26 protein-coding genes are annotated in these 25553 nt (G+C 45.6%); 19 read left to right on the forward strand and 7 right to left on the reverse strand.

Going from position 1 to position 25553, the window contains the following annotated elements:
• The first annotated feature begins 26 nt into the window (after positions 1–26).
• The 11 genes from murJ to OPS25_RS02480 all read left to right on the forward strand — a co-directional run bounded on the left by murJ (position 27) and on the right by OPS25_RS02480 (position 14146).
• Positions 27–1586, forward strand: coding sequence for a murein biosynthesis integral membrane protein MurJ (gene murJ, locus OPS25_RS02430; protein WP_265616052.1), 1560 nt, complete (start codon positions 27–29; stop codon positions 1584–1586).
• 92 nt (positions 1587–1678) lie between these two features.
• Entirely contained in the window at positions 1679–2602 is a 924-nt protein-coding gene (gene ribF / locus OPS25_RS02435) for a bifunctional riboflavin kinase/FAD synthetase (protein WP_265616053.1), read from the forward strand.
• 43 nt (positions 2603–2645) lie between these two features.
• Positions 2646–5468 carry an isoleucine--tRNA ligase gene (gene ileS / locus OPS25_RS02440; RefSeq protein WP_265616054.1) on the forward strand — a complete coding sequence of 941 codons (2823 nt, stop codon included), beginning with the start codon at positions 2646–2648 and terminating at the stop codon, positions 5466–5468.
• Positions 5461–5994 carry a signal peptidase II gene (gene lspA / locus OPS25_RS02445; protein WP_265616055.1) on the forward strand — a complete coding sequence of 178 codons (534 nt, stop codon included), beginning with the start codon at positions 5461–5463 and terminating at the stop codon, positions 5992–5994. The genes ileS and lspA overlap by 8 nt, the downstream gene beginning before the upstream one ends.
• The gene (fkpB, locus tag OPS25_RS02450) at positions 5987–6448 is read left to right on the forward strand and encodes an FKBP-type peptidyl-prolyl cis-trans isomerase (RefSeq protein WP_265616056.1); all 462 of its coding nucleotides are present in this window, start codon (positions 5987–5989) and stop codon (positions 6446–6448) included. The genes lspA and fkpB overlap by 8 nt, the downstream gene beginning before the upstream one ends.
• Positions 6449–6459: 11 nt before the next feature.
• Positions 6460–7404 carry a 4-hydroxy-3-methylbut-2-enyl diphosphate reductase gene (gene ispH, locus OPS25_RS02455; RefSeq protein ID WP_265616057.1) on the forward strand — a complete coding sequence of 315 codons (945 nt, stop codon included), beginning with the start codon at positions 6460–6462 and terminating at the stop codon, positions 7402–7404.
• 171 nt (positions 7405–7575) lie between these two features.
• Positions 7576–8190: a prepilin-type N-terminal cleavage/methylation domain-containing protein gene (locus OPS25_RS02460; protein ID WP_265616058.1), complete on the forward strand. Its 615-nt coding sequence runs from the start codon at positions 7576–7578 to the stop codon at positions 8188–8190.
• The gene (locus tag OPS25_RS02465) at positions 8187–9029 is read left to right on the forward strand and encodes a PilW family protein (protein WP_265616059.1); all 843 of its coding nucleotides are present in this window, start codon (positions 8187–8189) and stop codon (positions 9027–9029) included. Before OPS25_RS02460 ends, OPS25_RS02465 begins: the two co-directional genes overlap by 4 nt.
• A complete protein-coding gene (locus tag OPS25_RS02470) occupies positions 9026–9589 on the forward strand; it encodes a PilX N-terminal domain-containing pilus assembly protein (protein WP_265616060.1) in 564 nt (187 codons plus the stop codon). Before OPS25_RS02465 ends, OPS25_RS02470 begins: the two co-directional genes overlap by 4 nt.
• 12 nt (positions 9590–9601) lie before the next feature.
• Positions 9602–13672 (forward strand): PilC/PilY family type IV pilus protein, encoded by a 4071-nt coding sequence (locus OPS25_RS02475; protein ID WP_265616061.1) that lies wholly within the window; start codon positions 9602–9604, stop codon positions 13670–13672.
• Positions 13673–13675: 3 nt separating this feature from the next.
• Positions 13676–14146: a type IV pilin protein gene (locus OPS25_RS02480; RefSeq protein ID WP_265616062.1), complete on the forward strand. Its 471-nt coding sequence runs from the start codon at positions 13676–13678 to the stop codon at positions 14144–14146.
• A 17-nt stretch (positions 14147–14163) separates the two neighbouring features.
• On the opposite strand, the gene OPS25_RS02485 is transcribed toward OPS25_RS02480, so the two are convergent.
• The 4 genes from OPS25_RS02485 to OPS25_RS02500 are packed head-to-tail and all read right to left on the reverse strand — an operon-like array spanning position 14164 to position 16801.
• Positions 14164–14574, reverse strand: coding sequence for a type IV pilus modification PilV family protein (locus OPS25_RS02485; protein WP_265616063.1), 411 nt, complete (start codon positions 14572–14574; stop codon positions 14164–14166).
• Between the two features lies 1 nt (position 14575).
• On the reverse strand, positions 14576–15652 hold the full coding sequence (locus tag OPS25_RS02490; RefSeq protein ID WP_265616064.1) for a hypothetical protein: 1077 nt from the start codon (positions 15650–15652) through the stop codon (positions 14576–14578).
• Positions 15645–16247: a prepilin-type N-terminal cleavage/methylation domain-containing protein gene (locus OPS25_RS02495; RefSeq protein WP_265616065.1), complete on the reverse strand. Its 603-nt coding sequence runs from the start codon at positions 16245–16247 to the stop codon at positions 15645–15647. The genes OPS25_RS02490 and OPS25_RS02495 overlap by 8 nt, the downstream gene beginning before the upstream one ends.
• Entirely contained in the window at positions 16241–16801 is a 561-nt protein-coding gene (locus tag OPS25_RS02500; RefSeq protein WP_265616066.1) for a GspH/FimT family pseudopilin, read from the reverse strand. The genes OPS25_RS02495 and OPS25_RS02500 overlap by 7 nt, the downstream gene beginning before the upstream one ends.
• A gap of 66 nt (positions 16802–16867) precedes the next feature.
• On the opposite strand from OPS25_RS02500, the gene OPS25_RS02505 reads away from it, so the two are divergent.
• Positions 16868–17239, forward strand: coding sequence for a type IV pilin protein (locus tag OPS25_RS02505; RefSeq protein ID WP_265616067.1), 372 nt, complete (start codon positions 16868–16870; stop codon positions 17237–17239).
• On the opposite strand, the gene OPS25_RS02510 is transcribed toward OPS25_RS02505, so the two are convergent.
• Positions 17236–17781, reverse strand: a complete 546-nt coding sequence (locus OPS25_RS02510) for a GspH/FimT family pseudopilin (RefSeq protein ID WP_265616069.1) — start codon at positions 17779–17781, stop codon at positions 17236–17238. The genes OPS25_RS02505 and OPS25_RS02510 overlap by 4 nt on opposite strands.
• Before the next feature lie 235 nt (positions 17782–18016).
• Between OPS25_RS02510 and nadE the strand changes: the two genes are divergently transcribed.
• A complete protein-coding gene (gene nadE, locus OPS25_RS02515) occupies positions 18017–18850 on the forward strand; it encodes an ammonia-dependent NAD(+) synthetase (protein ID WP_320411946.1) in 834 nt (277 codons plus the stop codon).
• A gap of 6 nt (positions 18851–18856) precedes the next feature.
• Positions 18857–19195: a P-II family nitrogen regulator gene (locus tag OPS25_RS02520; RefSeq protein ID WP_169209529.1), complete on the forward strand. Its 339-nt coding sequence runs from the start codon at positions 18857–18859 to the stop codon at positions 19193–19195.
• Between the two features lie 43 nt (positions 19196–19238).
• Here the strand turns inward: OPS25_RS02520 and OPS25_RS02525 are convergent, their stop codons facing one another.
• Positions 19239–19724, reverse strand: a complete 486-nt coding sequence (locus tag OPS25_RS02525) for an FKBP-type peptidyl-prolyl cis-trans isomerase (RefSeq protein WP_265616071.1) — start codon at positions 19722–19724, stop codon at positions 19239–19241.
• Positions 19725–19764: 40 nt separating this feature from the next.
• Positions 19765–20772 (reverse strand): CAF17-like 4Fe-4S cluster assembly/insertion protein YgfZ, encoded by a 1008-nt coding sequence (ygfZ, locus tag OPS25_RS02530; RefSeq protein WP_265616072.1) that lies wholly within the window; start codon positions 20770–20772, stop codon positions 19765–19767.
• 152 nt (positions 20773–20924) lie between these two features.
• On the opposite strand from ygfZ, the gene OPS25_RS02535 reads away from it, so the two are divergent.
• The 5 genes from OPS25_RS02535 (at position 20925) to OPS25_RS02555 (ending at position 25540) form a co-directional block, all read left to right on the forward strand.
• Positions 20925–21176 (forward strand): FAD assembly factor SdhE, encoded by a 252-nt coding sequence (locus OPS25_RS02535; protein ID WP_265616139.1) that lies wholly within the window; start codon positions 20925–20927, stop codon positions 21174–21176.
• Complete coding sequence (locus OPS25_RS02540) at positions 21154–21606, forward strand: protein YgfX (RefSeq protein WP_265616073.1); 453 nt, start codon at positions 21154–21156, stop codon at positions 21604–21606. Before OPS25_RS02535 ends, OPS25_RS02540 begins: the two co-directional genes overlap by 23 nt.
• Positions 21606–22451 carry a MaoC/PaaZ C-terminal domain-containing protein gene (locus OPS25_RS02545; protein ID WP_265616074.1) on the forward strand — a complete coding sequence of 282 codons (846 nt, stop codon included), beginning with the start codon at positions 21606–21608 and terminating at the stop codon, positions 22449–22451. The genes OPS25_RS02540 and OPS25_RS02545 overlap by 1 nt, the downstream gene beginning before the upstream one ends.
• A 268-nt stretch (positions 22452–22719) precedes the next feature.
• Entirely contained in the window at positions 22720–24474 is a 1755-nt protein-coding gene (locus OPS25_RS02550) for an alpha-amylase family glycosyl hydrolase (protein WP_265616075.1), read from the forward strand.
• Between the two features lie 169 nt (positions 24475–24643).
• Positions 24644–25540, forward strand: a complete 897-nt coding sequence (locus OPS25_RS02555; protein ID WP_265616076.1) for a type 2 periplasmic-binding domain-containing protein — start codon at positions 24644–24646, stop codon at positions 25538–25540.
• The last annotated feature ends 13 nt before the right edge of the window (positions 25541–25553 follow it).

Genomic DNA, 25553 nt, shown 5'->3' on the forward strand with positions numbered 1-25553 from the left:
CGCAACGCAGTATAAGTGATATTTACGTGTCGAGAAAGTTATTAAAATCCGGCCTGATTGTGAGCGTCATGACGCTGATTTCCCGAGTGATGGGATTGGCGCGGGACGTAATAGTGGCTCGCTTGATGGGAGACGGCGCGGCGGCAGACGTATTTTTCTTTGCTAATAAAATCCCCAATTTTTTGCGGCGCTTATTTGCAGAGGGGGCTTTTGCTCAAGCATTTATCCCAGTTTTAACTGAAGTCCATCATGAAGACGATAAACAAAAGCTGCGAGAATTTGTGGCGAAGGTCTCAGGTACGCTAGGCGCCATTGTTTTTATCGTTTCCTTAATTGGTGTGATTGCATCGCCGCTCCTGGCCGCCCTGTTCGGTACGGGATGGTTTATCGACTGGTTACAAGACAGGCCGGATGGCGCAAAGTTTGAACTAGCTTCCCTGATGCTTAAAATCACCTTTCCGTATTTAGCGTTCGTGTCTTTAACCGGGCTCGCTGGTGCTATTTTAAATACACTGAACAAGTTTGCGGTGGCCGCGTTTACCCCAGTATTACTGAATGTTGCCATTATCCTCTTTGCCGTTTTACTTGCGCCGGATCTTGAACAGCCTGCGTTTGCGTTGGCCTGGGGAGTGTTTGCCGGCGGTATCTTGCAATTGGTATTTCAACTTCCGTTTTTATTTCGCGCGGGTTTACTAGTAAAACCGAAATGGGGCTGGCATGACCCCAATGTCAGGAAGGTAAGAAAGTTAATGATCCCGGCACTTTTTGGTGTGTCAGTGGGCCAGATAAACTTGCTCTTCGATACCTTTATTGCCAGCTTTCTTATGACAGGCTCAATTAGCTGGTTGTATTATTCTGACCGACTATTGGAATTTCCGCTCGGATTGTTTGGCATAGCCATTGCCACAGTCATTTTACCCACTTTATCGAAAAATCATGTCGGCAAGGATTCACAGGGATTTAGCGCCAATATGGACTGGGCGGTGCGAATGGTGTGCCTACTGGGCCTGCCGGCAGCGGTCGGGTTGGGAGTTATGGCGGAAGAAATTCTCACCGTGATCTTTCAACGGGGCGCGTTTACCGCTGAAACCGCCCGCATGGCCTCTTATTCACTGACAGCCTATTCGTTTGGACTATTGAGTTTTATGTTAGTGAAAGTTCTGGCGCCCGGGTATTACTCGCGACAGGATCTGAAAACGCCGGTCAAATTTGGTATCTGGTGTATGGTTGCCAATATGGTCTTTAATCTGATTTTTGCCATACCATACGGCTATATAGGCTTGGCAATTGCCACGAGCTTATCGGCTACCATGAACGCCGGGTTACTCTATTTTACCTTGCATCAGCAAGGTGTATTCAGGGTGAGTCAGCTGACGCGTAACTTTCTTTTGCGTATTGTTGTCGCAAGTGTTTGCATGGCCATCGCGATTGTTTGGTATGGTGCCGACGTTGATTTTAATGGATTAACTTTAGTTCAACAAATTTGGCATGTGTCGCTAACCATTGGATTGGCACTTATAACGTTTTTTATGGTCATGGCCTTGTTAGGAACTCGGATCAAACACTTCCGTTCAGCAAGTTATTAAGCAATTTGAAATCGGTGATTGGTAATGTGGCGCGTCTCGTTTATAATCGCGAGCTTTATTTTATTATCATCAATGGCAATCAGTAACGCGCAGTGGAACTAATTCGGGGATTACATAATATTCGCCCTCAACATCAAGGGTGTGTGCTCACCATTGGTAAATTTGATGGTGTACATCGGGGGCACCAGGCAGTCTTGTCTAATGTCATCCGAAAAGCTCGTGAAATGGCGTTGCCCGCGACAGTGATGGTATTTGAACCTCAACCAGAAGAATTATTTAATCCCGAGCAGGCTCCAGCTCGAATTAGCGTGTTGCGCGATAAATATGAAATGCTGAATGCCATCGGTGTAGATAGATTACTCTGCGTAAGATTTAATCGGGAATTTGCCAGTCAATCAGCAGAATCTTTTGTGCATGATTTGCTGGTTGAGCGGTTAGGTGTGAAGTTTCTGGTGGTGGGCGATGATTTTCGGTTTGGAAAAGGGCGTCAGGGCGATTTCAGCATGCTTCGAGAAGCGGGTAAGCGCGACGGTTTTGATGTTGCCAGTACCCGGAGTTTTCGGATGCATAATTGCCGCATTAGCTCTACGGCAATTCGGGAAGCCTTAGATACAGGTGATTTTGCGCTGGCTGAAGAGATGCTGGGAAGACCGTTTGCCATTCGCGGCAAGGTTGTTCATGGTGATAAAAAAGGGCGTACAATCGGGTTTCCAACCGCGAATGTTTTTATGAATCGGTGTAATACACCCGTGCACGGCGTGTTCGCGGTACGGGTGGGAGTAAATAAACAAATGTACGAAGGCGTGGCCAATGTGGGAAGTCGTCCCACTGTTTCTGGCCAACGCACCTTACTTGAAGTGCATTTGTTTGATTTTGAAGGGTCGTTGTACGGGCACCCTATAGTGGTTTACCCCGTAGCGAAACTTAGAAACGAAAAGAAATTTGCTTCATTTGAAGCGTTAAAGGAGCAGATCCAGCTAGACGCTAACGCCGCGCGGACTGCCTTAACAAAATAATTTAGTTCAAGCCACGAAAAGAACAGTGGGAAAGAAAACTTATATGAGTGATTACAAAGCAACACTTAATTTACCTGAAACGTCATTTCCAATGCGTGGGAATCTTGCGCAACGCGAACCTAAAATGCTTGAGCGATGGCAGCAGAAAAAACTGTATCAGGCCATTCGTGAAGCCAAAGCAGGTAAAAAACCATTTGTTTTACACGATGGCCCTCCTTACGCGAACGGCGACATTCATATAGGTCATGCAGTAAATAAAATTCTTAAAGACATCATTGTTAAATCAAAAACATTGTCGGATTTTGATGCGCCATACGTACCAGGCTGGGATTGTCATGGCTTACCGATTGAATTGGTGGTCGAGAAAAAAGTGGGGAAACCTGGCAATAAGGTCACCCCGGCGGAATTTCGTCAAAAATGTCGCGATTACGCGCAAAAACAAATCGATGGTCAAATGGCTGACTTTAAGCGGCTGGGCGTGTTTGGAGAGTGGGATAACCCTTATAAGACCATGGATTTTCAATCTGAAGCCGATATTATCCGCGCATTAGGTAAAATTGTTAGTTCAGGGCATCTGGAGAAGGGGTTTAAACCCGTGCATTGGTGCACAGATTGTGGCTCAGCCCTGGCCGAAGCGGAAGTGGAATATAAAGATAAAACCTCTCCCGCAATAGACGTCAAATTTCCTGTCGCTGATATTGAAGCGATTGCGACAGCGTTTGGGGTTACCACCAAGCAATTAGAAAAACATCGGGCCAGTGTGGTTATCTGGACCACCACTCCATGGACATTGCCTGCAAACCGCGCCATCAGTTTACATCCTGAATTAACGTATTCGCTGGTGGAGCTGGTGGATTCCGGTGAATGGGTCGTCTTAGCCCATGAACTGATGGAAAGCTCTGTGCAGCGCTATGGTGTGACCGATTTCAAAGAAATCGCAAGTTGTGTGGGTTCAGCGCTGGAGAACTGTAAAGTACACCATCCGTTCGCCGGTATTGAAGTACCTTTAATTTTAGGTGATCACGTGACCACTGACTCGGGTACAGGCTGCGTTCATACTGCGCCTGCACACGGGGTTGATGATTTCAATGTCTGTAAACGTTATGACATTGAAGTTTACAATCCAGTTGGTAATAACGGTGTCTTTTTAGAGAACACGCCATTGTTTGGTGGTCAGTTTGTATTTAAAGCAAATAAAGCCATTATTGATACACTTGAAGAGCGCGGACTATTACTGCTTAACATTAATTACGAGCACAGTTATCCTCATTGCTGGCGCCATAAAACGCCGATTATATTTCGCGCAACACCGCAATGGTTTATCAGTATGGATAAGCAAGGGTTGCGTGATCAGTCATTAGAACAAATTAAACGCACTGAGTGGATCCCTGAGTGGGGGCAAAACCGCATAGAAAAAATGGTTGAAGGGCGTCCTGACTGGTGTATTTCACGTCAGCGTACGTGGGGGGTACCCATCCCTCTTTATGTTCATAAGCAAACCGGTGAACTGCATCCACAGACCAGCGATATTATCGAAAAAGTAGCCATTGAGGTTGAACAAAAGGGAATTCAGGCCTGGTGGGACATCGATGACAAAAACCTGCTGGGAGCGGACGTAGACGCATACGAAAAAGTGTTGGATACCCTGGATGTATGGTTTGATTCCGGGGTGACGCACTATTTTGTCGTCGACCGCCGTGAAGATTTGCCAGCAAGCGCAGATCTATACCTTGAAGGCTCGGATCAACATCGTGGCTGGTTTATGTCGTCTTTAATGACATCTACTGCCATGCATGGCCATGCTCCGTATAAAGAGGTGCTTACCCACGGTTTTACAGTGGACGCGCATGGTAAAAAAATGTCCAAGTCGTTAGGTAACGTGATTGCCCCGCAACAGGTAACTGATAAATTAGGTGCAGACATTCTCCGGTTGTGGGTGGCGTCTACGGATTACCGTGGCGAAATCGCTGTATCAGATGAGATACTCAAGCGCGCTGCCGATTCATATCGTCGATTAAGAAACACCGCGCGTTTCCTATTGGCGAATCTGAACGGTTTTGAGCCGTCAAAACATGCTGTCTCCAGTGATGAAATGGTTGCACTTGACCGCTGGATCGTTCAACGAGCAAATGCTTTACAGCAGGAAATTATTGAAGCGTATGAACGTTATGACTTGCTGGTCGTGACCCAAAAACTAATGCATTTCTGCTCAATAGAGCTGGGTAGTTTCTACCTCGACGTAATCAAAGATCGCCAATATACGGCCAAACAAGACAGCGTAGCCAGACGCTCCTGTCAAACTGCTCTATATCATATTGCCGAGGCTTTGGTGAGGTGGCTTGCGCCGATTACCAGTTTTACCGCACAGGAAATCTGGCAGGAAATGCCGGGTAATCGGGATGAATTTGTATTTACGCAAACCTGGTACCAGGGACTTGATTCGTTCAGTGCTGAAGCAAAATTAAATGATGATTACTGGCATCAAATCTTAAAAGTGAAAGATGCGGTGAATCAGGCGATGGAACAAGCACGTAAAGAGGGGCGTTTAGGCGGCTCGTTGGAAGCCGAAATTTACCTATTTGCAAATGATGCGTTAAAAGAGAAATTGCTTCAGCTAGAAGATGAGTTACGCTTCGTGTTAATCACTTCGAAAGCCCATGTATTGGGTGACAGTGAAAAAACGCAAGCAGCGGTGCAAACTGAATTGGAAGGACTCGCTGTTGAAGTGCGTAAAGCTGGGGGAACAAAATGTTCTCGATGCTGGCACGTGCGCGAAGATGTAACCACGCATAGTGCGCATCCGGACTTGTGCGGGCGCTGTATTACCAACGTAGATGGTGCAGGGGAAATACGCCACTATGCTTAATAGTATTACCCAGACGGGCTTACGTTTTTTATGGATCAGTATTCTTGTACTGATCCTTGATCAGTGGACTAAAATAACAATTATGAAGGCGATGGACCTGTATCAATCAATACAGGTACTGCCATTTTTTAATCTAACCTATGTACGTAATTATGGGGCAGCATTTTCTTTCTTAAGTGATGCCGGAGGCTGGCAACGCTGGTTTTTCACCGCTATCGCTGGGGCAGTAAGTATTGCGATTCTGTGGTGGCTTAAACAATCCCCAAAACAGCAGAGACTGCTTCCGGTAGCGTTTGCTTTCATTCTGGGTGGAGCGTTAGGTAACGTGTATGACCGCCTTGCCTATGGCTATGTTGTAGATTTCCTTGATTTTTATGTAGGACAATGGCACTGGCCTGCGTTTAATATCGCTGACAGTGCAATCTTTATCGGCGCAGGGCTTCTAATTATTGATATGTTCGTTAACAAAGATACGCATGCCACTAAGTCTGATAATGCCACTACGAATGGAGTAAAACATGACTGATGGTGTACTAAAAGTTGAAGAGAATTGCGAAGTGATCATGCACTTCGATCTAAAACTTGAAGATGGTTCTGCCGCCGACAGTACCCGGGTGAATAATAAGCCCGCCAAACTCGTATTAGGCGATGGTAGCTTAACCCCTAATTTTGAGGCCTGCTTGAAGGGCCTAAATAAAGGTGAACGTAAATCGTTTACTCTGGCAGCTAATGATGCGTTTGGCCAACCTAATCCAGATAATATTCACCATATGGATCGCGCTCGTTTTAGTAGCGATATGACGTTGGAAGAGGGTATGATCATGGCTTTTGCGCAACCGGATGGTTCGGAAGTACCAGGAATTATCCGCAGCGTAGCAGGGGATTCAGTGACAGTTGATTTTAATCATCCCTTAGCCGGTCAAACGGTCATATTCGATGTGGAAATTATTGATATAATTCCGCTGGTAACTCATCACTAAGGTCAATCAGTATGCAGATTCATTTAGCTAACCCACGTGGCTTTTGTGCCGGAGTAGACCGCGCTATTACCATTGTAGAACGGGCGTTAGAAATGTTTAAGCCGCCCATCTATGTGCGTCATGAAGTCGTACACAACCGCTTTGTAGTGGATGGTTTAAAAACGCGTGGTGCGGTATTTGTTGATGAGTTAAATGAAGTGCCTGATGACAGCATTGTCATTTTTTCGGCTCATGGCGTTTCACAGGCGGTACGAAATGAAGCCGCTGAACGTGGTTTGAAAGTTTTTGATGCCACTTGCCCCTTGGTTACGAAAGTGCATATGGAAGTCACCCGGGCAAGCAAGTCTGGTACCGAGTGTATATTAATTGGTCATGCGGGGCATCCAGAAGTGGAAGGCACCATGGGGCAGTATAATAATGCAGCGGGCGGTATTTACCTGGTGGAATCGATCGAAGATGTCAGCACCCTCAACGTGAAAAATCCGGAGCATCTGTATTACTGCAGTCAAACGACATTATCAGTAGATGATACCGCCGACGTAATTGATGCGCTGCGAGAACGTTTCCCAGCCATTCAGGGGCCTCGCAAAGATGATATTTGCTATGCTACTCAAAACCGACAGGATGCGGTGAGAGAGTTAGCTCAGGATTGTGAAGTACTGCTTGTAGTGGGGGCACAAAACAGCTCTAACTCAAATCGCCTTCGAGAATTAGCGGAAAAGGTGGGCGCGCAGGCGTATCTCATAGCGGACAAACATTGTATTCAGCGAGAATGGCTTGAAAACGTTAAGCATGTTGGTGTGACTGCAGGGGCTTCTGCACCAGAGGTACTCGTAAAGGGCGTGGTAGACCATTTGTTAAGCTGGGGAGCGGTGAAGGCTACAGAGCGAGCTGGACGCGAAGAAAATGTTGAATTCGCGGTGCCTAAAGAGTTACGTATTCGTCAAGTCGGCTAATACGAACGGCCCATGTAGATTAAATAGCCATACATGCGGGTGGATATATCTATCACCCGCCATTCCTCATCGCGAATCGAATTCAATACACACCTTTACCTGTTGATACTTAATAAAACGTTATCCTGATATAGGATTAGAATGAGTTAATAGTGTTTTAGGTAGGTGTGAATGACACACAGTGTCAGACAATCCGGCGTAGGTTTAATCGAAATCCTTATCACTCTGGTGATCTTGGCCATCGGTTTGCTAGGCGTGGCATCGTTACAGTTTGTTGGCTCTTTTGCTAATAAAGACGCCATCAGTCGAACCCAGTCGGAGCTGGTTGCCCAACAAGTAGCTGAGCGCTTAAGAGCGGCGGCACGTGCTGCTACGGTAGGCGATGGTCTGGTGGTACACAACGATTACTTTTCTGCTGACACCTATAATTTTGCCAAGTTAAGCTGTAGCGGGGGGAGTCACCCTTATAAATGCTTTTGTTTATCTCGTCCTGCGGATGTACCCAATTGTGAAGATGGGGAGTGTAATGAAGCAGAAATGGCTGAATATGACGGCTGGTCCTTATCCTGCTCTGCCGTACAAACAAATCCTCTAACCGTATTATCCGTTTCCTGCAATGATAATAAAGCTGGCGATCCTGATGTATGCAGTGCGGGTTCTCGCGTGGAAATAATGTTGCAGTGGCCTGTCAGCAGCAGCGCCAACAGACAATATACTCTTAACAATCGATGCAATCCCGCAGAAGGTGATAGTTTCGCCTGTGTATTTAAGGATATTACCTTATGAGTCAGCGTGGCTTCTCACTGGTTGAGCTGATGATTTCATTGGTACTGGGATTAGTCATTTCTGGTGCGATTATTCAATCTCTGGTGAGTAGTAGAGTCACCAATTCTCTGAATGACGCTATTGCCCAGGTTCAGGAATCGGGCCGCTTTATTATGCAACGACTCTCCAGAGAGCTTATTCAGGCAGGGCGATATGACCAGGTTTCTGCTCAAGTTGATAATAGTACAGATTTAGTCGTCGAAGCCGGATGGATTCACAACCGGCCTGTGGCGCTGGCGGGTGATTATATTACCAATGTCTCTTTGGGAGCGTCGCAAGGGATCGCCGGTGCAAATGATGAACTAGTGGTAAATTTTCAGGGTACTGCCGACTGTACAGGAAACCGTCACGGTTATGCCCCCAGTGATGAGTTTCATGTAGTTAATTATTATTTTGTTTCCCAAAACCAGCTTAAATGCACCGGCTATGACGGTCGTGTACTTCGTGGGCTAAAGGTCGCCACCACCTCGGCGCTTACTGTGGTGCTATTAGATAATGTTGAAAGCTTTCAGGTTCAGTATGGGGTTAGTGCGCCAAGTGCAACTTCAGAAGGCCAAGCTATCCGCTATGTGACCGCCAATCAGCTGGCCAGCTTACGCGCTAGTAATCAACATGTTATCGCTATTCGACTGGGTTTATTGTTAAGAAGCGACAGTGGACAGATGCAACAAACAGTCGCTCCTCAATATGCCGTATTAAACGAAACTGCGGTGACCGTCGATAAAGCTCATTATTTTCAAGTATTCTCCAAAACACTAACGTTAAGAAACATGAAAAATTTTGTGAGGAACGCACAATGAAACAACAAGGCGTAGTGCTGGTATTTGCACTGTTAGTTTTATTATCGCTCACTATATTAGGCGTAAGTGCGGTTTCCAGCAGTTTATCGCAGTCAAAAATGGCAATGTCGATGCAGCAAACTGGTTTGGCGTTCGACGCGGCTGAAGCCGCGATTGCGGGGGTGTTTTTTGAGTCTGAAGATGAAATTTTATTAAAAGATGAGGCATTGACAGACCCCCTCTCTGAGGCACGTCAAGGAAACGCGTTCGACCCTGAGGTGGACGCTTTAAGTTGTTTTAATGACGTAGATTGGATCAATCGACAAATGACTACGGGGGGATTGACCACGGGCACGCGCCACGTTGCCGCTGGCAACTATCAAAATCAACCCGTCACCCAAAGTTGGTCGCGTACAGCATTTGTACGGGAACAGGCCTGTCGAGGCTCAAGCAATGTTATTGGCGGCAGTAATATAAACTGTCACGTATTTATTATCCGGGGCTGCGGCAGAGTGGCAGAAAAAGCCACCGTGGTGGCTAATTCGTTGGCAGCCGCTGTGCTTGCTCCGGCTTCGCAGTAATTGGAGAGAGTGATGAAGCACTTAACCCGTATCATACTTTCCGTCTCGCTTTGGGGCTGTATAGGCTTCTCAGCATTGGCTGATGATTTAGATATTTATCTTGGTACCTCCTCCACCGCGGTTACCTACAATCCAAACGTGTTATTCATAATGGATACGTCAGGAAGTATGGGAAATATGGACGGGGGAGAGGAATCCAGAATGCTTCGCGTGCAAAATGCGCTTAAACTTGCGTTAGGATCAGCGACCAATATCAATGCTGGCTTAATGCGATTTTCTGATTACGGGGGGCCGGTACTTTTTCCTATTCGCAACATTGATGATTCTGTAAGCCCCGAAATCATCACTTCCACCGCCAGTGGAAGTGATGATGCGCATGAAATTGGTGGTAGCGTTTCCTTAACTTCTAACAATATTAAACTTAGTGACGGTACCAACGAAGTTTTGGCCGGCATGCGTTTCAGTGATCTGGATATTCCACAGGGGGCCACGATCACGAGCGCCTATATCAGACTTACCTCCAGTGGTACCAATTTTCCCGCCACCTCACTATCCATTCGTGGTGAATTAAGCGCTGACAGTGTGACATTCAATAGTTCCACAAATAACCTTTCGGCACGCCCAAAAACAGCCAGTGAAATTTTGTGGGACAGTGATAATGCGTTTCCCTTATCTGATGAAATTATTACGACGCCTGATTTAAGTAGCATAGTACAGGAAGTGGTAGACCAAACCGCCTGGTGTGGCGGGCAGGCCTTAAGCGTTCTCATTACGGGTAATAGCAGTGATAGTGGAAGTAGCAGGAAAGTAAAATCATACGATCAGGGTACGGGCGGCTCACCACAATTAGTGGTTACTTATGATGAGTCTACCGCTACTGGGTGTATAGCGGGTGAAGCGGTTTATCAAGTAGAAAATACGAAAGACAATGTTGAAGAAAAACCCAGCGGTGATGACTCTACTGGTACTGAACTTACCTTAAACGCAAGGTATAACGAATATATAGGCATTCGCTTTAAAAACGTCAACATTCCTCAAGGCGCTGAAGTGCTTCAGGCTTATCTTGAATTTACCGCTTACGACACCGATAAGGATAGCAGTGCTTCCATGCAGATAAGAGGGGTTGCGGTAGATGATGCGAATGACTTTCATCCGCATAAGAAAAACATGGTTAGAGACCTTCCGAAAACTACCGGTATCACCTGGTCAATGCCATCGTTCTATCGTAACTATGATTACCAATCACCAGAGCTTAAAACCATTGTTCAGCAAATAGTGGATCGAGGCAGCTGGATGCCCGGCAATGCCATGGCATTTGTGTTTAGCGATTTTACCGGCGTGCGTGGTGTTTACTCTTATAAAGGTAAACCATCAGGCGCCCCCCGTCTGGTGGTAAAATTTAAAGGGACTGCTACTCCAGGCACCTCCGCTACGGTGCGTGATCACCTTATCAGTAAAGTTGATGAACTCAGTGCGAATGGATTAACTCCGATTGTGGATACATTGTATGAAGCAACCAACTATTATGGCGGACGGAATGTAGATTACGGCCTGACCCGAGGTCAATCGGATGTTTCCAGTTCAGTTCGACGAAGCACACGGGTAAGCCACCGGGCCTCTTATGTGGGCTCCGATCCGGTGCGTGATCCCAGTTGTGTCGAGAGTAATTTAAGCGATGGTTCTTGTGTCACCGAATATATTCCCGCCGGTGCGACCTACATCTCCCCCATTACCGACATGCAATGTCAGACTAACAATCACATCGTATTGTTATCGGATGGGGAGGCTAACAATAATCACAGTGTGGCAAAAATTGAATCACTTTTAGGCAGTACATGCACCGGGAGTGGCGGCGAAAAATGCGGTTTGGATTTGGTTAAAAACTTGAGTAAAGCGGATAGCTCAGTAATTGATCGCCGCCTGATTACCCATACTATTGGTTTTGCCGCCAATACCACCGCGAATAACTTTCTAAATCAGCTTGCGGTGCAAAGTGGGGGCGGCTTTTATAAAGCGGATAACAGCACTGAGTTACTTGCCGCGTTCCAAACCATCCTGCGCTCTGTAAAAGATATTAATGCAACGTTTGTATCGCCAGGTGTGGCGGTAAACCAGTTGAACCGTTTAACCCATCGCGATGAGTTGTACTTTGCTTTATTTAAGCCAGCTGAAGGCACCATCTGGCCTGGTAATTTAAAGAAGTATAAAATCAATGGCGATAAAATTTTAGATAAAAACGGGTTAGACGCAGTGGATAGCGTGACAGGTTTCTTTGCAGAAGGCTCCCATAGTTACTGGTCAGTATTGGAAGATGGTAACGATGTTAGAGAAGGTGGAGCTGCAAGTTTATTGAACAGCGTCCGTAAAATGTATTTTTTCGATGGCCCAGGTTCAATTGCCAGTTCTGCTAATGCGGTACACGAGTCAAATAGTGCAATAACGACTGATGATCTCGCTATTGCAGCGCAAGCTGACGCTACCACCTTACGAGAGTCCATTCTGAAATGGACGCGTGGGGTTGATGTGCGTGATGTCGACGGCGATGGGGATACCACCGATGTACGGTTACAAATGGGCGACCCTATCCATTCTCAACCTGTTATAGTCAATTACGGAACAAATGATTCAGCTATATTTGTCGCAACTAACCATGGCTTCCTTCATTCCTTTGATGCCTATACTGGCGAAGAAAACTTCTCAGTAATTCCTAAAGAACTCATGGCAAACCTGAACGAATTCTATCAGGACAATTCAAGTTTTAACCATATATATGGTCTTGATGGTGACATGGTGTTGCGAACCGTGGGAGACAAAACGTATCTGTATCTAGGCATGCGCCGCGGTGGCCGAAACTACTATGTGTTTGACGTATCCAGTAAGCTTTCACCTAAGCTGGTATTCAGTATCAAAGGAGGGGCGACCGGCTTGGAAAAAATGGGGCAAACCTGGTCACGACCCACTATTACCAAGGTTCGCATGGGAGACTCAGTGAAAAATGTAATGATAGTGGGGGGCGGCTACGATAGCGATCAGGATACCAAATCTATCAGAGCATCTGATGTGATGGGCAATGCGGTATATATCTTTGATGCCGACACGGGCGCGTTATTATGGCATGCGAGCAATTCAGGTGCCGACCTGAACTTAACCGATATGCAATATAGTGTTCCAGGCCGTGTTTCTGTAATTGATCGTGATAATGACGGGTTTGCCGATCACATGTATATGGCAGACATGGGCGGTCAGCTGTTCAGGTTTGATATCTATAACGGTAAATCTGGTACAGATTTCATAAAAGGGGCGAAAATCGCGGACTTCGCCGGTAACGACGCCAACAGTAACCGTCATTTTTATTACGGTGCCGATGTCACAGAGGTTGCTTTGGCTGACGAACATTACTATGGAGTGGCGATTGGAAGTGGTTGGCGTGCCGCACCATTGAATACGGTGGTCGATGATCGCTTTTACATGTTCAAAGATAAAGGGGTTTTCAAACGCGATGAAAACGGTCTGCATGTATTTGAAACGGTGGTGACCGAAGCTTCGTTGTACGATGCCACAGATCATCTACTGAGCAGTTCAGATCAAGCCGAAAAGGATTTGGCGGCAAGCCAGTTTGCCTCCAAATCGGGTTGGTTTATTCGTCTCACTACAAGAGGAGAAAAAGTTCTTTCGTCTCCTCTTATCATTGATTACAAAGTCTTTTTCACGACATATGTTCCAGCTAGCAGCAGTGATAGCGCCTGCGCGCCACCAACCGGCAATAGTCGTGCGTATCTGGTGAATATGTTTAATGGCAATGCGGTAGACGATCTGAACAATAACAATAATCTTGATTCTAACGACCGCTTCGCTCAACTTAAGCAAACAGGGATAGCGCCGGAAACTAAAATCCTGATAGAAGAAATAGTTAAACCGGTCGTATGTCTTGGTACGGAATGTGTTTCCGCGGTTATCAGCGAAGATGAAAATGGAAACGAAGAGGAATGTTTATCTGATTTTGCCTGCCTGGCCCGTAATATCTACGGTAAATTTGAGCGCATCCAACGTGGAAGCTGGAAAACGGAAACTGAGAGAGAATAAACCATGATAGGGCAACAAAGAACTACACAAACAGGTTTCACGCTCATCGAATTGATGATCGTGGTTGCCATAGTTGGCATTATTGCTGCCATCGCTTACCCCTCATACCAATCGGTGATGGCGGGGAGTTATCGCAGTGCTGCGCAAGCGGATCTCATGTCTTTCGCCGCAGCCATGGAACGCCACCATAGTGGTACTTTTAGCTACGAAGGTGGCGCCAGTGGGGGCGCAAATACCGGGGCGCCAGCAGTCTTTGCTTCCCATTCTCCAGCGAGCGAACCCGCATCCAATAAACGCTATAATCTTACGATTGAACAGGCAACTGGTATTGCCTTTCAACTTAAGGCAACCCCGGTAACGGGATCTGCGGTAGAAACAGACGGAGCGCTTTTTTATTTTAGTGACGGGCGCAAAGCGTGGGATAAAGATAATAATGGCACCATCGGCGCTGCCGAATATTGCTGGTCATGTTAGCAAAAAGAATCCACTTTTTAATTCGGTTTATACGCTGCATTCAACTGATGGACAGAGTTAATTGTTAAAGGCGGTGAACGCAGTTGTGTTATCGAGATGGTATGTTTAATGTCAAAGTATTGTCCCGGTTGACTACTGGTAATTGTGATATCTGTTAAGGTGCTTTGCTTGACCGTAACGTTGGTTGAAAAAGCAAATTTGCTTTCTTCAATTTTCGTGATTTTGTGGTCAAATGAAGGGGATATTTCAGTCTTCGCCATCAATTCGATTACCTTTCCTTGTGCTTGTTCGCGTACGTGATTGATTAAATTGAGCTCCTTGGTAGAGGAGTTCATGTTCGTTATCAACGACAGTAAACCAAGTGCGGATATCGAAACTACAGCACTCGTAATTGACAGTTCAATGTAACTGAATCCAGCTTGCCCCATATCAAAAGTCTCTCCATGACCCTGGAATCCGGTGCAATTGTTGTAGCCTGGGAGTTTGTTGAAGTGCGCTTAAAAGCGGGCGATTGAAGCTTACCCTGATATGTGAGGAACCACTTAGCTTACAGTCAGTCATGAGCGCGCCATTTATAAAGGCGCTGGGGTGCATGGTTATGTCATACGAAACCGCTGAATCAACACATAATGCGACAAACAAACCGTTAAATTGAGCGTGAGGTTTAAAATCAATATTCGCATTTTTACTAATTAACAAGACTGGGGTGGTGGGTGTGCCTATGATAGATTTTGTCGAAATAAGACAGTCAGACTCTATTACATACAGACCAACACTTTCTTCGTTCAATTGGTGACAATGTGTAATTATTTTTGCGCTGTATGCCTCTACCAGATGCAGTGCGATAGTGTCGACGCCAAACAGAAATATTATCAAATCAGACGGAAAGTTGCGGTCGAAGACATAAAAATCGTCACCTTGCTGAGCATTTGATGAAATTCGACGTTGCTTACACTTGCCATCATTAAAATGATCATGCAAACAGCTGATGTGACGATCGCCAGTAGCTGGCACCCCATTTTTGCTCCACAGACTGAAAGCCCGTCCTGAATCAGCGGGTGACTGGGGCAACGCTAGCTCAAACTTTGACGAAGGAGGAAGGGCGGAGGCGACTGAAAAGGCGGCCGGAGGAACATTTAACAGGAGGGGGAATTTAATCACTGACTCAACAACGCTGCGTGAAATTGTATGCACGCTAGCTTTTCCTGAAAGTGTAAATATTGGCAACCCGACGTCATTGAGTGTGATGCTCTCCTGGCTGAGGATGCGCTGGTGACTCGAAAGTAGAAACCCCTCATCGCTGGTATTGAGTAAGGTCGCGCTGAGTTGCGTAAGATGATTTTGCGCGGTGCGCTGGGCCCCGTGGGCGGTTAGTGTTTCCGATTGAATGGCATATATGCCTAACAACGACTTATTGCATACCAGCAGCGCCGTTATTAGTAATGAAAGCAATAGTGTTGTAGGGGCAAGCAACGTCATCCCTGATTGGCCTATGTATTTATCCATTTTCAATCTTTATAAATATGTTTTTTTCGTTGGCCAATTGTGCAAACCTAACGTGATGGGCCCCAATCAAAATGTGTATATAGTGATGGCCGTTGGGAGAGAAGTATTCTGTTAATGAAAAGGCAGTAACGCTGACCGTGCGCGGATCGGTTAGATCATGCCATCCCCCTTGTTCACAGGTCCTACCGTCTCGTCTTATTTCGATAGCGTTCTTATGAAGTTTAAAACCGAAGCGCTCGTCAGGGGCATCGATATCTACTATCCCGTTTCGATTTTTGTCGTAACTGAATAAAATACAGTTTGCTTCCTTCTTATCGCCGCTGGCGAATAATGTGACAGAAGGTGTAAATGGGGAGGGCGCTTTTGCTAAAAATAGTTCGACCGCATGCTCATTAAATCCAGCTCTTCGAATTTCGTTAGTCAGAATTTCTGCAATTAAGCTAAGTTCGGTTTTAAGTGCTAACTCTGCTGACATCAGGCGCTGGCTACTAAGTAGCTGGCTTGTCAATGCGATCACGCCAGTGAATAATGTCAGGCTCAAGGCCATGGTAATAAGCAGCTCTATTAAACTGAACCCGTACGGCCGCATCAACATTGTTGCATGCCCAATGCCGACGCTGTATCGGTGCACATCCTTACACGGCCCAGATTATTGATAATTACCTTGCCCACCCCCATCACGCTATTTAGCCTCAATGTCGTGGCAAAGCCGTAAGCGGTACCATAGGATGCCGTAAACACAATTTTTGTGCCAACGCGGTTCCGCGATTCGGATAACACTACATCGTTATTTTTAGCAGTTAACGTGAAGGCGATATCGTTAATCTGACATCCAGTTATTTGCTGGCAATCACAGGTGAGGTCTGTGGTCGCGCCAATGCACCATCTATCTCCTGTATCGACTACCACTGTGATGTTTTTTCTGTGCACTATAGCAATATGTCTGGCTTCGCTAATCAGTTGTTTTGTTTGCAACAAAATCTGACGTAACTCCTGGCGACGTTGAAATTCAGCGAAAGAAGGGATCCCCGCTGTAAGAAGTATGCTTATGATGCTGATCCCAACCATTAATTGAACAAGCGTGTATCCATATTTTTTCATTCCATTTTCTGTCCCTTTAACTAGCTGTGCGTAAGGCTGATTTCGCATAGAGTTAACCCATACTACATTTGTAGCAAACGAAATTAAGCTGTACTAAAGCAAGGAAAATTGCGGATGAGGTGGAAGGAACAGAAAGGGTATTCTCTTATTGAGACGATAATGGCACTAGCCATAACGGGCATAGTAGCAGCGCTCGCAGTGCCAAGCTATCAGGTATATATGGAGCGAAGCGCGCTCAGGCAAGTGCAGCTAAAGTTAATCGCATTGCAAACAATGCAGGAACGTTTCAGACTGGTTAATGGAACGTACGCAAAAATAGATGAACTAACGCCGCCAGAAATGGAAGAGTATACAGTGAGGGTAGAAAACGTAGATCTATTCACCTATACGTTAATCGCCGAAAGGAAGGGGAGTCAGCAACAGGAATGTTCGACTCTCACTATAGATCATGTGTCTATTCGCACCCCAGAATCATGTTGGGACTAAGGGCAGGTAAGAGCAGCACCACTACTGTTTTCTTTTATGCCATCATTATCACTGTCTTGCGCAGTAGTGACCCGACCATATAAGGTTACAATTAACGCTGAGGCTAAATTAACGTCACCATTGTCAGGACAGATAGTGACAGCAGCGTTAAGGTCGGTGCCGCCATTGGCCGAAAATTGTACGGCCCCTGTCGCTCCGCTGACGGAATTAGATGAGCTAAGAGGATCGGCACTTAATATAATCGCTTCACTGTCATCGCGCAGGCCGTTACCATTGCTGTCGATAAATACCATTTTCGCCAGCGCCCAACTGGAAGCGCAGTGGGTGTAATTGGAGGTAGGACAGAACGTTACAGCAGTTTGTTCATCCACAGCGGTGAAGCGGGCATGTTTAATCGCTGCACTTAAATTATTGATGTCAGCAACAATGCGATTTTGCATCAAAATTGTTTGAACATTGGGTGCCACTACCGTAATCAAAATGGCCATGATCGCAAGCGCAATCATCATTTCAACTAATGTCAGGCCTTTTGGGTATCGCATAACTGAGGGGGTTCTCCAACTGCCAACTGCCAACTACCAATAATCGTAAACGATATGCTGAAAAAATGGGTATAATTATTTCCTCCATAGAGTGTGCGGCCATAACCTTATGGAAAAGGTTATGGTATGGTCAGTGACTCGGTCGCGTGCCAAACGCATGTAATGCAAATTAACTAAATTTTCAAAGTCTTTGAAATCGAACAATGTTAATCACAGGTGTGAAGTTTAATAAATGATGCAAAAAGATGCAGTAATAAAGGAAATGCGGGTACAACCTACCATTGACGTGAGCTTCGAAATTCAGCGCCGGGTAAATTTCATCAAAGCGCAGTTAAAAAAAGCTGGGCTACATTCGCTGGTGCTGGGTATAAGCGGGGGCATTGACTCATGTACATTAGGACGTCTTGCTCAGTTAGCAGTGGATGAGTTAAACGCAGAACAGGGTGAAGGTTATCAGTTTATTGCCGTTCGTCTTCCCTATGGCGTGCAAGCTGATGAAGATGATGCGATGGCGTCAATTGATTTTATCAAACCATCGCAAACCGTTAAAGTGGATGTTCAATCGGGCGCTGATGCCATTCATGACGAAACCATCAAAGCTTTGTATGAACGAAACTTAATGCCTCAGTCCGACAGTAAAAAAGATTTTGTAAAGGGGAATGTGAAAGCCCGAACTCGCATGGTAATTCAATATGAAATTGCGGGTATGGTGGATGGACTCGTGTTGGGTACGGATCATTCAGCTGAAAATATCACAGGGTTTTATACTAAACATGGGGACGGCGCGTGCGATCTGGCTCCATTATTTGGCCTGAATAAACGACAGGTTCGTGCAATTGCTACACATTTAGGCGCACCGAAACATCTTGTCGACAAAGCTCCTACAGCAGATCTGGAATCGCTTGCGCCGCAAAAAACTGACGAAGATGCTCTGGGGTTAACGTATGATCAGATTGATGATTTTCTAGAGGGTAAGGAAGTGGCTCCAGAAGTGGCTGAAAAACTACTTCATATCTACACACGTACCCAACATAAACGCACTCCTATTCCTACCATTTACGACGAGTAAAACTAAATGAAAAAAGTAGAAGCAATTATTAAACCTTTTAAAATGGACGATGTAAGGGAAGCCTTGGGTGAAGTGGGTATTGCCGGCATGACCGTCACCGAGGTGAAAGGTTTTGGACGGCAAAAAGGCCATACTGAACTTTACCGTGGGGCAGAATATCAAGTTGATTTTTTACCTAAGATAAAAATTGAGATGGTGTTACCGGATGATTTAGTAGAGCAGGCGGTAGAAGCCATAGAGCAATCTGCTAAAACTGGTAAAATTGGCGATGGAAAGATATTCGTATATAACCTGGATAGTGCAATTCGTATTCGTACCGGCGAGCAGAACGAAGAGGCGATCTAATACGATTGACCGCTCACTCAATATCGAATGAGCGGTAGCATGATTAGTGCGAATGACCACATCCGCCTTCGCCGTGAGCGTGGCCATGTGCTTTTTCTTCATCCGTTGCTTCGCGCACCTTTAAAACTTCGACATCAAAGTTTAATGGTACATCAGCAAGTGGATGGTTACCGTCTACAACGGCATAATCATCCCCTTTTTCAACGATCATCACTGACTGCTCGCCCTGATCTGTAGTGGCGCGAAACGACATACCTACTTCAACATCGACGCCATCAAACATATTTAGCGGTACTTTCTGGACCAGTTGGTCGGAACGATTCCCGTAACCCTTCTCAGGTTCAACGTGGACCTTGAATTTGTCACCTTCGTTTCTTCCCATTAGTGCTTCTTCAAGCCCTTCAATTAAGAAGCGTTGACCTAACAATACCGTTAGCGGGTTCTTATCCTTGGACGAGTCCAGTACCGTGCCATCATCAGATGAGACCTGATAGTGAAGGGTGACTACGTTTCCAGAGGCAATTGTCATAATATTTCCTGTTATCTAGTGTATTGAATAGTAATAAATTTTAGCGTTTAACCATTTTATCGCTGTCATCGACGATGGGATAAGGTAACGCTTGTGGTGAAAAGGTGACGTCCGGGTTGTCGGCTAATCTGAATGTGGCCGTGAGCTCAATATCGTTAGCGACCACGGCGAGTAGCCATGTTTCTTCTACTAACGCTGAGCAGCGAATCACCACCCCACCTTTACGCCAGTTCTCCCCTAATTGTAACTCAATGGTGTCAGAATGATTAACCGTATGATGACCTTCAAGTTTAAAAATCATCGCTGCACGCTTGTTCTTACCTAAATAACGCGTTCGGGCGATGACTTCCTGGCCCATATAACAGCCTTTCTTAAAATCAATGGCATTTAAAGCCTGAAGATTAATCATTTGTGGAACAAACTGGTTGATATTATCTTCGGTAACCCACGGGATACCACGTTGAATGGCGAGTGCATCATATACCTGGGCAGGATAAAAAGTGAGCTCGCTTTCGCTTAGAAATAGCTGCCATTGTTCACGTCCAGCGTCCGTTAAACATAAATGAAATACATCGGCAAAGAATGCGCAACGAGCGACCAAGCCCAGCTTATTCTCAATCACCTGGCCGTCTTCTGCGGGAACATCACCAAAGTGAGTGGCGATAAATGTACTGACAGCTTCACCGCGGCCAGCAAACTGCGTAAACGTCTCACTCGCATCGATTATGTTTACTTTAGAAAATACGCCGTATTTTTTTAATTCACTGAGGCTTGCAGGCAGTGCCGAAGCAGCCAGGCTTAAAAGCACGTTATCGCCGAAACGACTTACCCGCATAACAGACCAGGTTTTTCCCTTCGCATCACAATGCGCACTAAAGCGAGTGGCACCAGAAGGGAGTTGTTTGAAGTCAACAGTTAATTGACTGTGAAGATAGTCATTGCGCTGTTCGCCACTGACACTAATCATCCCAAGTTGCGTAAGTTCGATAGCGAATTCGCTCGCTAGCTCATCGAGCGAGGCAAGTTGAGTTTGATTATGTTGGACCATGAATAATCCTGAAAAAAGTAAATATTGTCTAACAATGGGGAGGATAACGCATTACGCAAGTCAAAAGCGATAAAAAGTCTGAAAGGACAGTCAACACCTCAGGCGCACCATGCTATAGTGCCCACCAATTGAGTAATGGTGAAATGGTAAATATGTTAGAAGCGAAACGGGTCGCAAGAATGCGATGGGCATGTCGCCGAGGAATGCTGGAATTGGATGTATTGCTGTTGCCTTTTATGGATGAGGCATTTGATGATTTAACCTATGATCAGAAACTTGTTTTTGAACGGTTATTGACCAGTGACGATCCCGATCTGTTCGCTTGGTTTATGGGCCATCAAAAATGTGACGATCCAGAACTGGCAGAAATGGTGGCGATCATTGTCAACCGCGTTAAAGTATAGGGTTGATCTAACCCCCACAACGTTGCGCAAGTATCAATGGATCATTCCGGCCCTCACGGTGTGGTGTATCTTACCGGCCTTATCCGCCAATACCTACTCGTGGGTATCGCTAGGATATTTTAGTTTGCTCGCCTGCGTAGCGAGCGTCATTTTCTACTGGCACAATCAACGCAAAGCGCCATGTTTCACTGAAAGCTTTTTACTAGGTGACGACGGCAGCTGGCAACAAACCATGTTAGCTAACCACCCGATAGAGAGCAACCAGGAGTATTTGAACAACCAGTGTAAAGTCACGCCTTGGGCGGTATTTCTTTGCTTTACTACGCCAACAGAGTCTCGCTGGGTAATACGAGGCGAATGTGACGAACTAAGTTACCGTAGATTATGCAGAATCGTTTTGCAGCGTACTAATACAAATCGGGATAACTAATGATATTCGATCTATTTTGTGCAATGTTACGAGGTGGCGATAAACAGCGTCTTAGCCAGTTTAAACCCCCTCCCATAGTAGCGGTGACGGCCACAAAAAACCTAATTATTGATCCCATACACTATCAGTCATATTGTGCATTAGTGGACTGGGATGAGAAAAACAGCCTGCATCCTCTTTATTCACAAATGATGTCTTTAGGACTGCAAATGCAGTGTCTGGCCGACAAGCGTAACCCCTTTCCACTGCTGGGTTTGGTGCATATCAGTAATGACGTTTGGCAAAGTATGCACCTTGACCGACATCTGCTATTGAGTTTGCATGCGAAACTTGGCGAGTTAAAAGCTCATCCAAAAGGGTGGGTGATTGATGTCATTATTGAAGGTCACCAACAGGGAACTTGTGTTTATCGCGCCGACGCCAGCTACCTGATGCGCATACATGCCCCTCATGTGGCCAAGGGTACGCAAAAACAGCAAAAAGGCCGCCAGGTTTTTTGGGAGACCTACCAACATGCTGCTCATGTGCATATTCCAGATAATATCGGCCGCAAGTACGCCAGGATTTCCAATGATTACAACCCTATTCACCTTTTTACCATCACTGCAAAGTTGTTTGGGTTTAAACAGGCGATCGCTCATGGCATGTGGAGTTTAGCGAAGTGCTATAGTTTGCTTGAAACTGACAAGCATGAAACAAAGAACATTCACCTTAACGCTGATTTTCTCAAACCTGTATTATTGCCCGCCGAATGTGTGTTAATGAAAAATAGTGGGGAGACTGAAACGCAGTTTGTGTTGTTGAATAGCGAAACAAGTGAACCTCATATAAAGGCAAAGTTTTAAAGCTTGTGTTTTCTGGTTAATCTCAATACGAGTTGCGCACTAAGGCAATTAGCGGCACGCTCGCTCCCTGGGTAGCCACTTTGGATGCAGATGTCTGTTTTAGGAAGTTCTGAGTAACATTTAAGGTGGTGTCACGCTCCTCGGTATAACTAAATTTTCAGCCATTGCATACGTTTTCAACACGAATAAACTTGCTTTTTCACAACCGATAGGTGGGAATAGACGTCAATTAAACTTACATTGGTTTAACAAGGTCACTGACGAGCCCATGATGAAAGTAATTCCAACAAAAGCCGCCTTACTTGCTATGTCTTTACTGGTAGCTTCTTGCTCACAGCAGCATCTACCCGCTTCACAATCGCGTGTTGTGGGAGACTCTGAAACTGCTTATCAGACTATCCAACTTAAAAATGATGAACGCAACTGGTGGGACAACGCCGTATTTTATGAAATATGGCCACGTTCCTTTTATGATGCCGATGGTGATGGCAGTGGCGATTTTAAAGGTATGGCGGCTAAGCTTCCCTACCTTAAAGAGTTAGGCGTGAGTGGAATTTGGCTCACGCCCGTGTTTGAAGCGCCTTCTTATCATGGTTATGACTTTCAGGATTTTTATAGCGTAGAGTCAGATTATGGGACAATGGAAGACTTTGAAGCTTTTGTTAAAGCTGCCCACGAGCATGAAATCAAGGTAATTTTGGATCTGGTGATCAATCACATTTCTGATGGTCATGAGTGGTTTAAAAAGTCGGTTGCAAAAGAACCGGGTTATGAAGACTATTTTGTCTGGAAACAAGACATGCCCAAACACTGGGGAAAGGCGTGGTCAGATAATGAAGATAATCCAGAGGCGGTATGGCACTGGAGTACTGAGCGCGGCGAATATTACTATGGTGCTTTCGGCGCTTCCCAACCGGACGTGAACTTACGCAATCCCAAAGTTGTAGAGGAAATGAATAAGCTGGCAACGTTCTGGTTGGAAAAGGGCGTGGATGGATTTCGTCTCGATGCAGTCAGGTATGCCATCGAAGATGAATATGCAAACGGGGATGACGCCGATCAGGCTGATACGCAGGCAACCATTAATTACTGGACGCAATTTACGCAACACGTAAAATCTGTCAACCCTGACGCCATGCTGGTGGCTGAAGCGTGGGCTGATATGCCAACCATCGGCAAGTATTATGATGGTGGCCAAGGGCTGGACTCTGCCTTTGACTTTGATTTTGGTTATGTAGTAAGCGGCATTCTGAACGCGGGTGGCCAGCGTAGTGCCGATTTCGGCTCGGTAAAAGAAGGCGAGACAGACAATACTCGCAATGCGTTGTGGGATAACCTGAAAAGCCGCAAAGCCACAGCTCCGTTGTCATTCTTTTCTCCTTTTCTTACCAACCACGACCAAAACCGCATTATGCATACATTGGGTGATAACTGGGACAAAGCCAAAGTTGCTGCCACGTTGCTGATGACCACACCAGGAACCCTGTATTTGTATTATGGAGAAGAAATTGGATTGTCGCAGTACACTACAGGGGACGATCAATACCGCCGAGCCATTATGCAATGGCAAGACAATAAGGCGGCGGGTTTTAATGATACCGGTGAATTCTGGCTGGACCAGGGACAATGGTTTCCGTGGGTTGAAAACCACCAACCCTGGTGGTCTGATTACTGGCAATCACAACGGGCGGGTAAAAAGGCCTCTGTGGATGTACAGGCTGCTGACCCTGATTCCCTGCTGAATCATTACAAACAATTACTTGAAATACGCAATGAGCAACCCGCTTTACAATTTCCAGAGGAGATACGTTATTTCCCTGTGGACAATCTGGATGTGTGGGTAGTTCAGAACGTAAAGGAGGGGCAGACTCGGCTTACGCTGGTAAATCTCAATACCAACGTGGATGTATCATTCACCGTACCCGAAAGTTTGCGTGGAGAATATAGCGACTTGTTATCGGGCGTGAAGATAATGCTTACAGACCGGTTTACGCTTAAGTCAGGGCAATCACTTATATTGTAATTTTATGAGGCTCAGCTTAGGCTGAGCCATATTTTCTTTCCCAAACAGTTTTGCAGTAATCGCCATTTACGGCTATATCAATAATATCTGATCGAAAATTTAATTATTTGTTGATGAAGATGCGTGTTAATAAATAATAAATCTACTGTAGTCAAAACCTTTGTTGCTGATGTTTACTGTTTCCTCCGTTAGAAAATTTTTCATAGTGTTGGTGGGTGTATTAAGCCTGATTAGGGTTTGTAATGCTTTTTCTACCACAATTTATATTCCAGGTGCGTACTCAGATATTGATATTGCGCATGATTATTATGTTGGCTTAGCCAGAGCCGCGCTCCAACATACTTCCAAAGAAGGGAGCGTCCCCAAACTGATACAAACTGTACATATGAATCAGGCGCGTACCGCCATTGAGTTAAAAAAGGGGGCGTTAGACTTGATGTGGACGGGGGCAAGTGCAGAATTAGAATCTGAGTTCAGAGTGATTAAAATACCGCTTGATATGGGGCTGATGGGTTTTCGCCGTTTTATCATTCTTGAAAAAGATAAAAAAAGATTTGATGAAATTGAATCGCTCGATCAACTGAAAACTCTGGTTGCGTGTCAAGGGACGCATTGGCCGGATACCCAGATTTTGAGAAAGGCAGGGCTGGATGTATTAGATACCCCCGTACATGAAAACTTGTTTGAATTATTGGCCATAGGTCGATGCGACTATTTTCCCCGCGGGCTACAGGAAGGACCTGCCGAGGTAGAGCGCTGGAAGCATACTTTTCCCGACTTTACGGTCTCAGAAAAAATGATTTTGCATTATCCGTTTACCATCTATTTTTACACATCGAAAGACAATGAAGCGTTAGCCAAGAGAATAGAAGCAGGACTGGAAAAAATGATTGATGAGGGAACGTTGTTGGAATATATGAAAAAGCACCCTTCAACCGCGCATCTTTTTCCCCTGGAACAGTATAAAAATGCCACGTTTATTGAGCTGAACAATCCTGAATTAGCGGAAAATACACCAGTAAAAAATTCCCGTTACTGGCTGTCCAGGCATTCTTTGACAAAATAAGCCTGTGCGGCAC

The organism is Alteromonas aquimaris, assembly GCF_026183695.1.
Lineage (GTDB): Bacteria > Pseudomonadota > Gammaproteobacteria > Enterobacterales > Alteromonadaceae > Alteromonas > Alteromonas aquimaris.

What these genes read in the sequence shown, in the direction of transcription:
- OPS25_RS02490 (WP_265616064.1), bottom strand. Translation starts at nt 15,652, where the DNA reads ATGGATAAATACATAGGCCAATCAGGGATGACGTTGCTTGCCCCTACA.
- ispH (WP_265616057.1), top strand. Translation starts at nt 6,460, where the DNA reads ATGCAGATTCATTTAGCTAACCCACGTGGCTTTTGTGCCGGAGTAGAC.
- fkpB (WP_265616056.1), top strand. Translation starts at nt 5,987, where the DNA reads ATGACTGATGGTGTACTAAAAGTTGAAGAGAATTGCGAAGTGATCATG.
- OPS25_RS02480 (WP_265616062.1), top strand. Translation starts at nt 13,676, where the DNA reads ATGATAGGGCAACAAAGAACTACACAAACAGGTTTCACGCTCATCGAA.
- ileS (WP_265616054.1), top strand. Translation starts at nt 2,646, where the DNA reads ATGAGTGATTACAAAGCAACACTTAATTTACCTGAAACGTCATTTCCA.
- lspA (WP_265616055.1), top strand. Translation starts at nt 5,461, where the DNA reads ATGCTTAATAGTATTACCCAGACGGGCTTACGTTTTTTATGGATCAGT.
- OPS25_RS02545 (WP_265616074.1), top strand. Translation starts at nt 21,606, where the DNA reads ATGATATTCGATCTATTTTGTGCAATGTTACGAGGTGGCGATAAACAG.
- OPS25_RS02525 (WP_265616071.1), bottom strand. Translation starts at nt 19,724, where the DNA reads ATGACAATTGCCTCTGGAAACGTAGTCACCCTTCACTATCAGGTCTCA.
- OPS25_RS02475 (WP_265616061.1), top strand. Translation starts at nt 9,602, where the DNA reads ATGAAGCACTTAACCCGTATCATACTTTCCGTCTCGCTTTGGGGCTGT.
- OPS25_RS02505 (WP_265616067.1), top strand. Translation starts at nt 16,868, where the DNA reads ATGAGGTGGAAGGAACAGAAAGGGTATTCTCTTATTGAGACGATAATG.
- OPS25_RS02550 (WP_265616075.1), top strand. Translation starts at nt 22,720, where the DNA reads ATGATGAAAGTAATTCCAACAAAAGCCGCCTTACTTGCTATGTCTTTA.
- OPS25_RS02465 (WP_265616059.1), top strand. Translation starts at nt 8,187, where the DNA reads ATGAGTCAGCGTGGCTTCTCACTGGTTGAGCTGATGATTTCATTGGTA.
- OPS25_RS02495 (WP_265616065.1), bottom strand. Translation starts at nt 16,247, where the DNA reads ATGTTGATGCGGCCGTACGGGTTCAGTTTAATAGAGCTGCTTATTACC.
- OPS25_RS02470 (WP_265616060.1), top strand. Translation starts at nt 9,026, where the DNA reads ATGAAACAACAAGGCGTAGTGCTGGTATTTGCACTGTTAGTTTTATTA.
- OPS25_RS02460 (WP_265616058.1), top strand. Translation starts at nt 7,576, where the DNA reads ATGACACACAGTGTCAGACAATCCGGCGTAGGTTTAATCGAAATCCTT.
- OPS25_RS02520 (WP_169209529.1), top strand. Translation starts at nt 18,857, where the DNA reads ATGAAAAAAGTAGAAGCAATTATTAAACCTTTTAAAATGGACGATGTA.
- OPS25_RS02510 (WP_265616069.1), bottom strand. Translation starts at nt 17,781, where the DNA reads ATGCGATACCCAAAAGGCCTGACATTAGTTGAAATGATGATTGCGCTT.
- ygfZ (WP_265616072.1), bottom strand. Translation starts at nt 20,772, where the DNA reads ATGGTCCAACATAATCAAACTCAACTTGCCTCGCTCGATGAGCTAGCG.
- OPS25_RS02485 (WP_265616063.1), bottom strand. Translation starts at nt 14,574, where the DNA reads ATGGGGCAAGCTGGATTCAGTTACATTGAACTGTCAATTACGAGTGCT.
- nadE (WP_320411946.1), top strand. Translation starts at nt 18,017, where the DNA reads ATGCAAAAAGATGCAGTAATAAAGGAAATGCGGGTACAACCTACCATT.
- OPS25_RS02535 (WP_265616139.1), top strand. Translation starts at nt 20,925, where the DNA reads ATGTTAGAAGCGAAACGGGTCGCAAGAATGCGATGGGCATGTCGCCGA.
- OPS25_RS02500 (WP_265616066.1), bottom strand. Translation starts at nt 16,801, where the DNA reads ATGCGAAATCAGCCTTACGCACAGCTAGTTAAAGGGACAGAAAATGGA.
- OPS25_RS02555 (WP_265616076.1), top strand. Translation starts at nt 24,644, where the DNA reads ATGTTTACTGTTTCCTCCGTTAGAAAATTTTTCATAGTGTTGGTGGGT.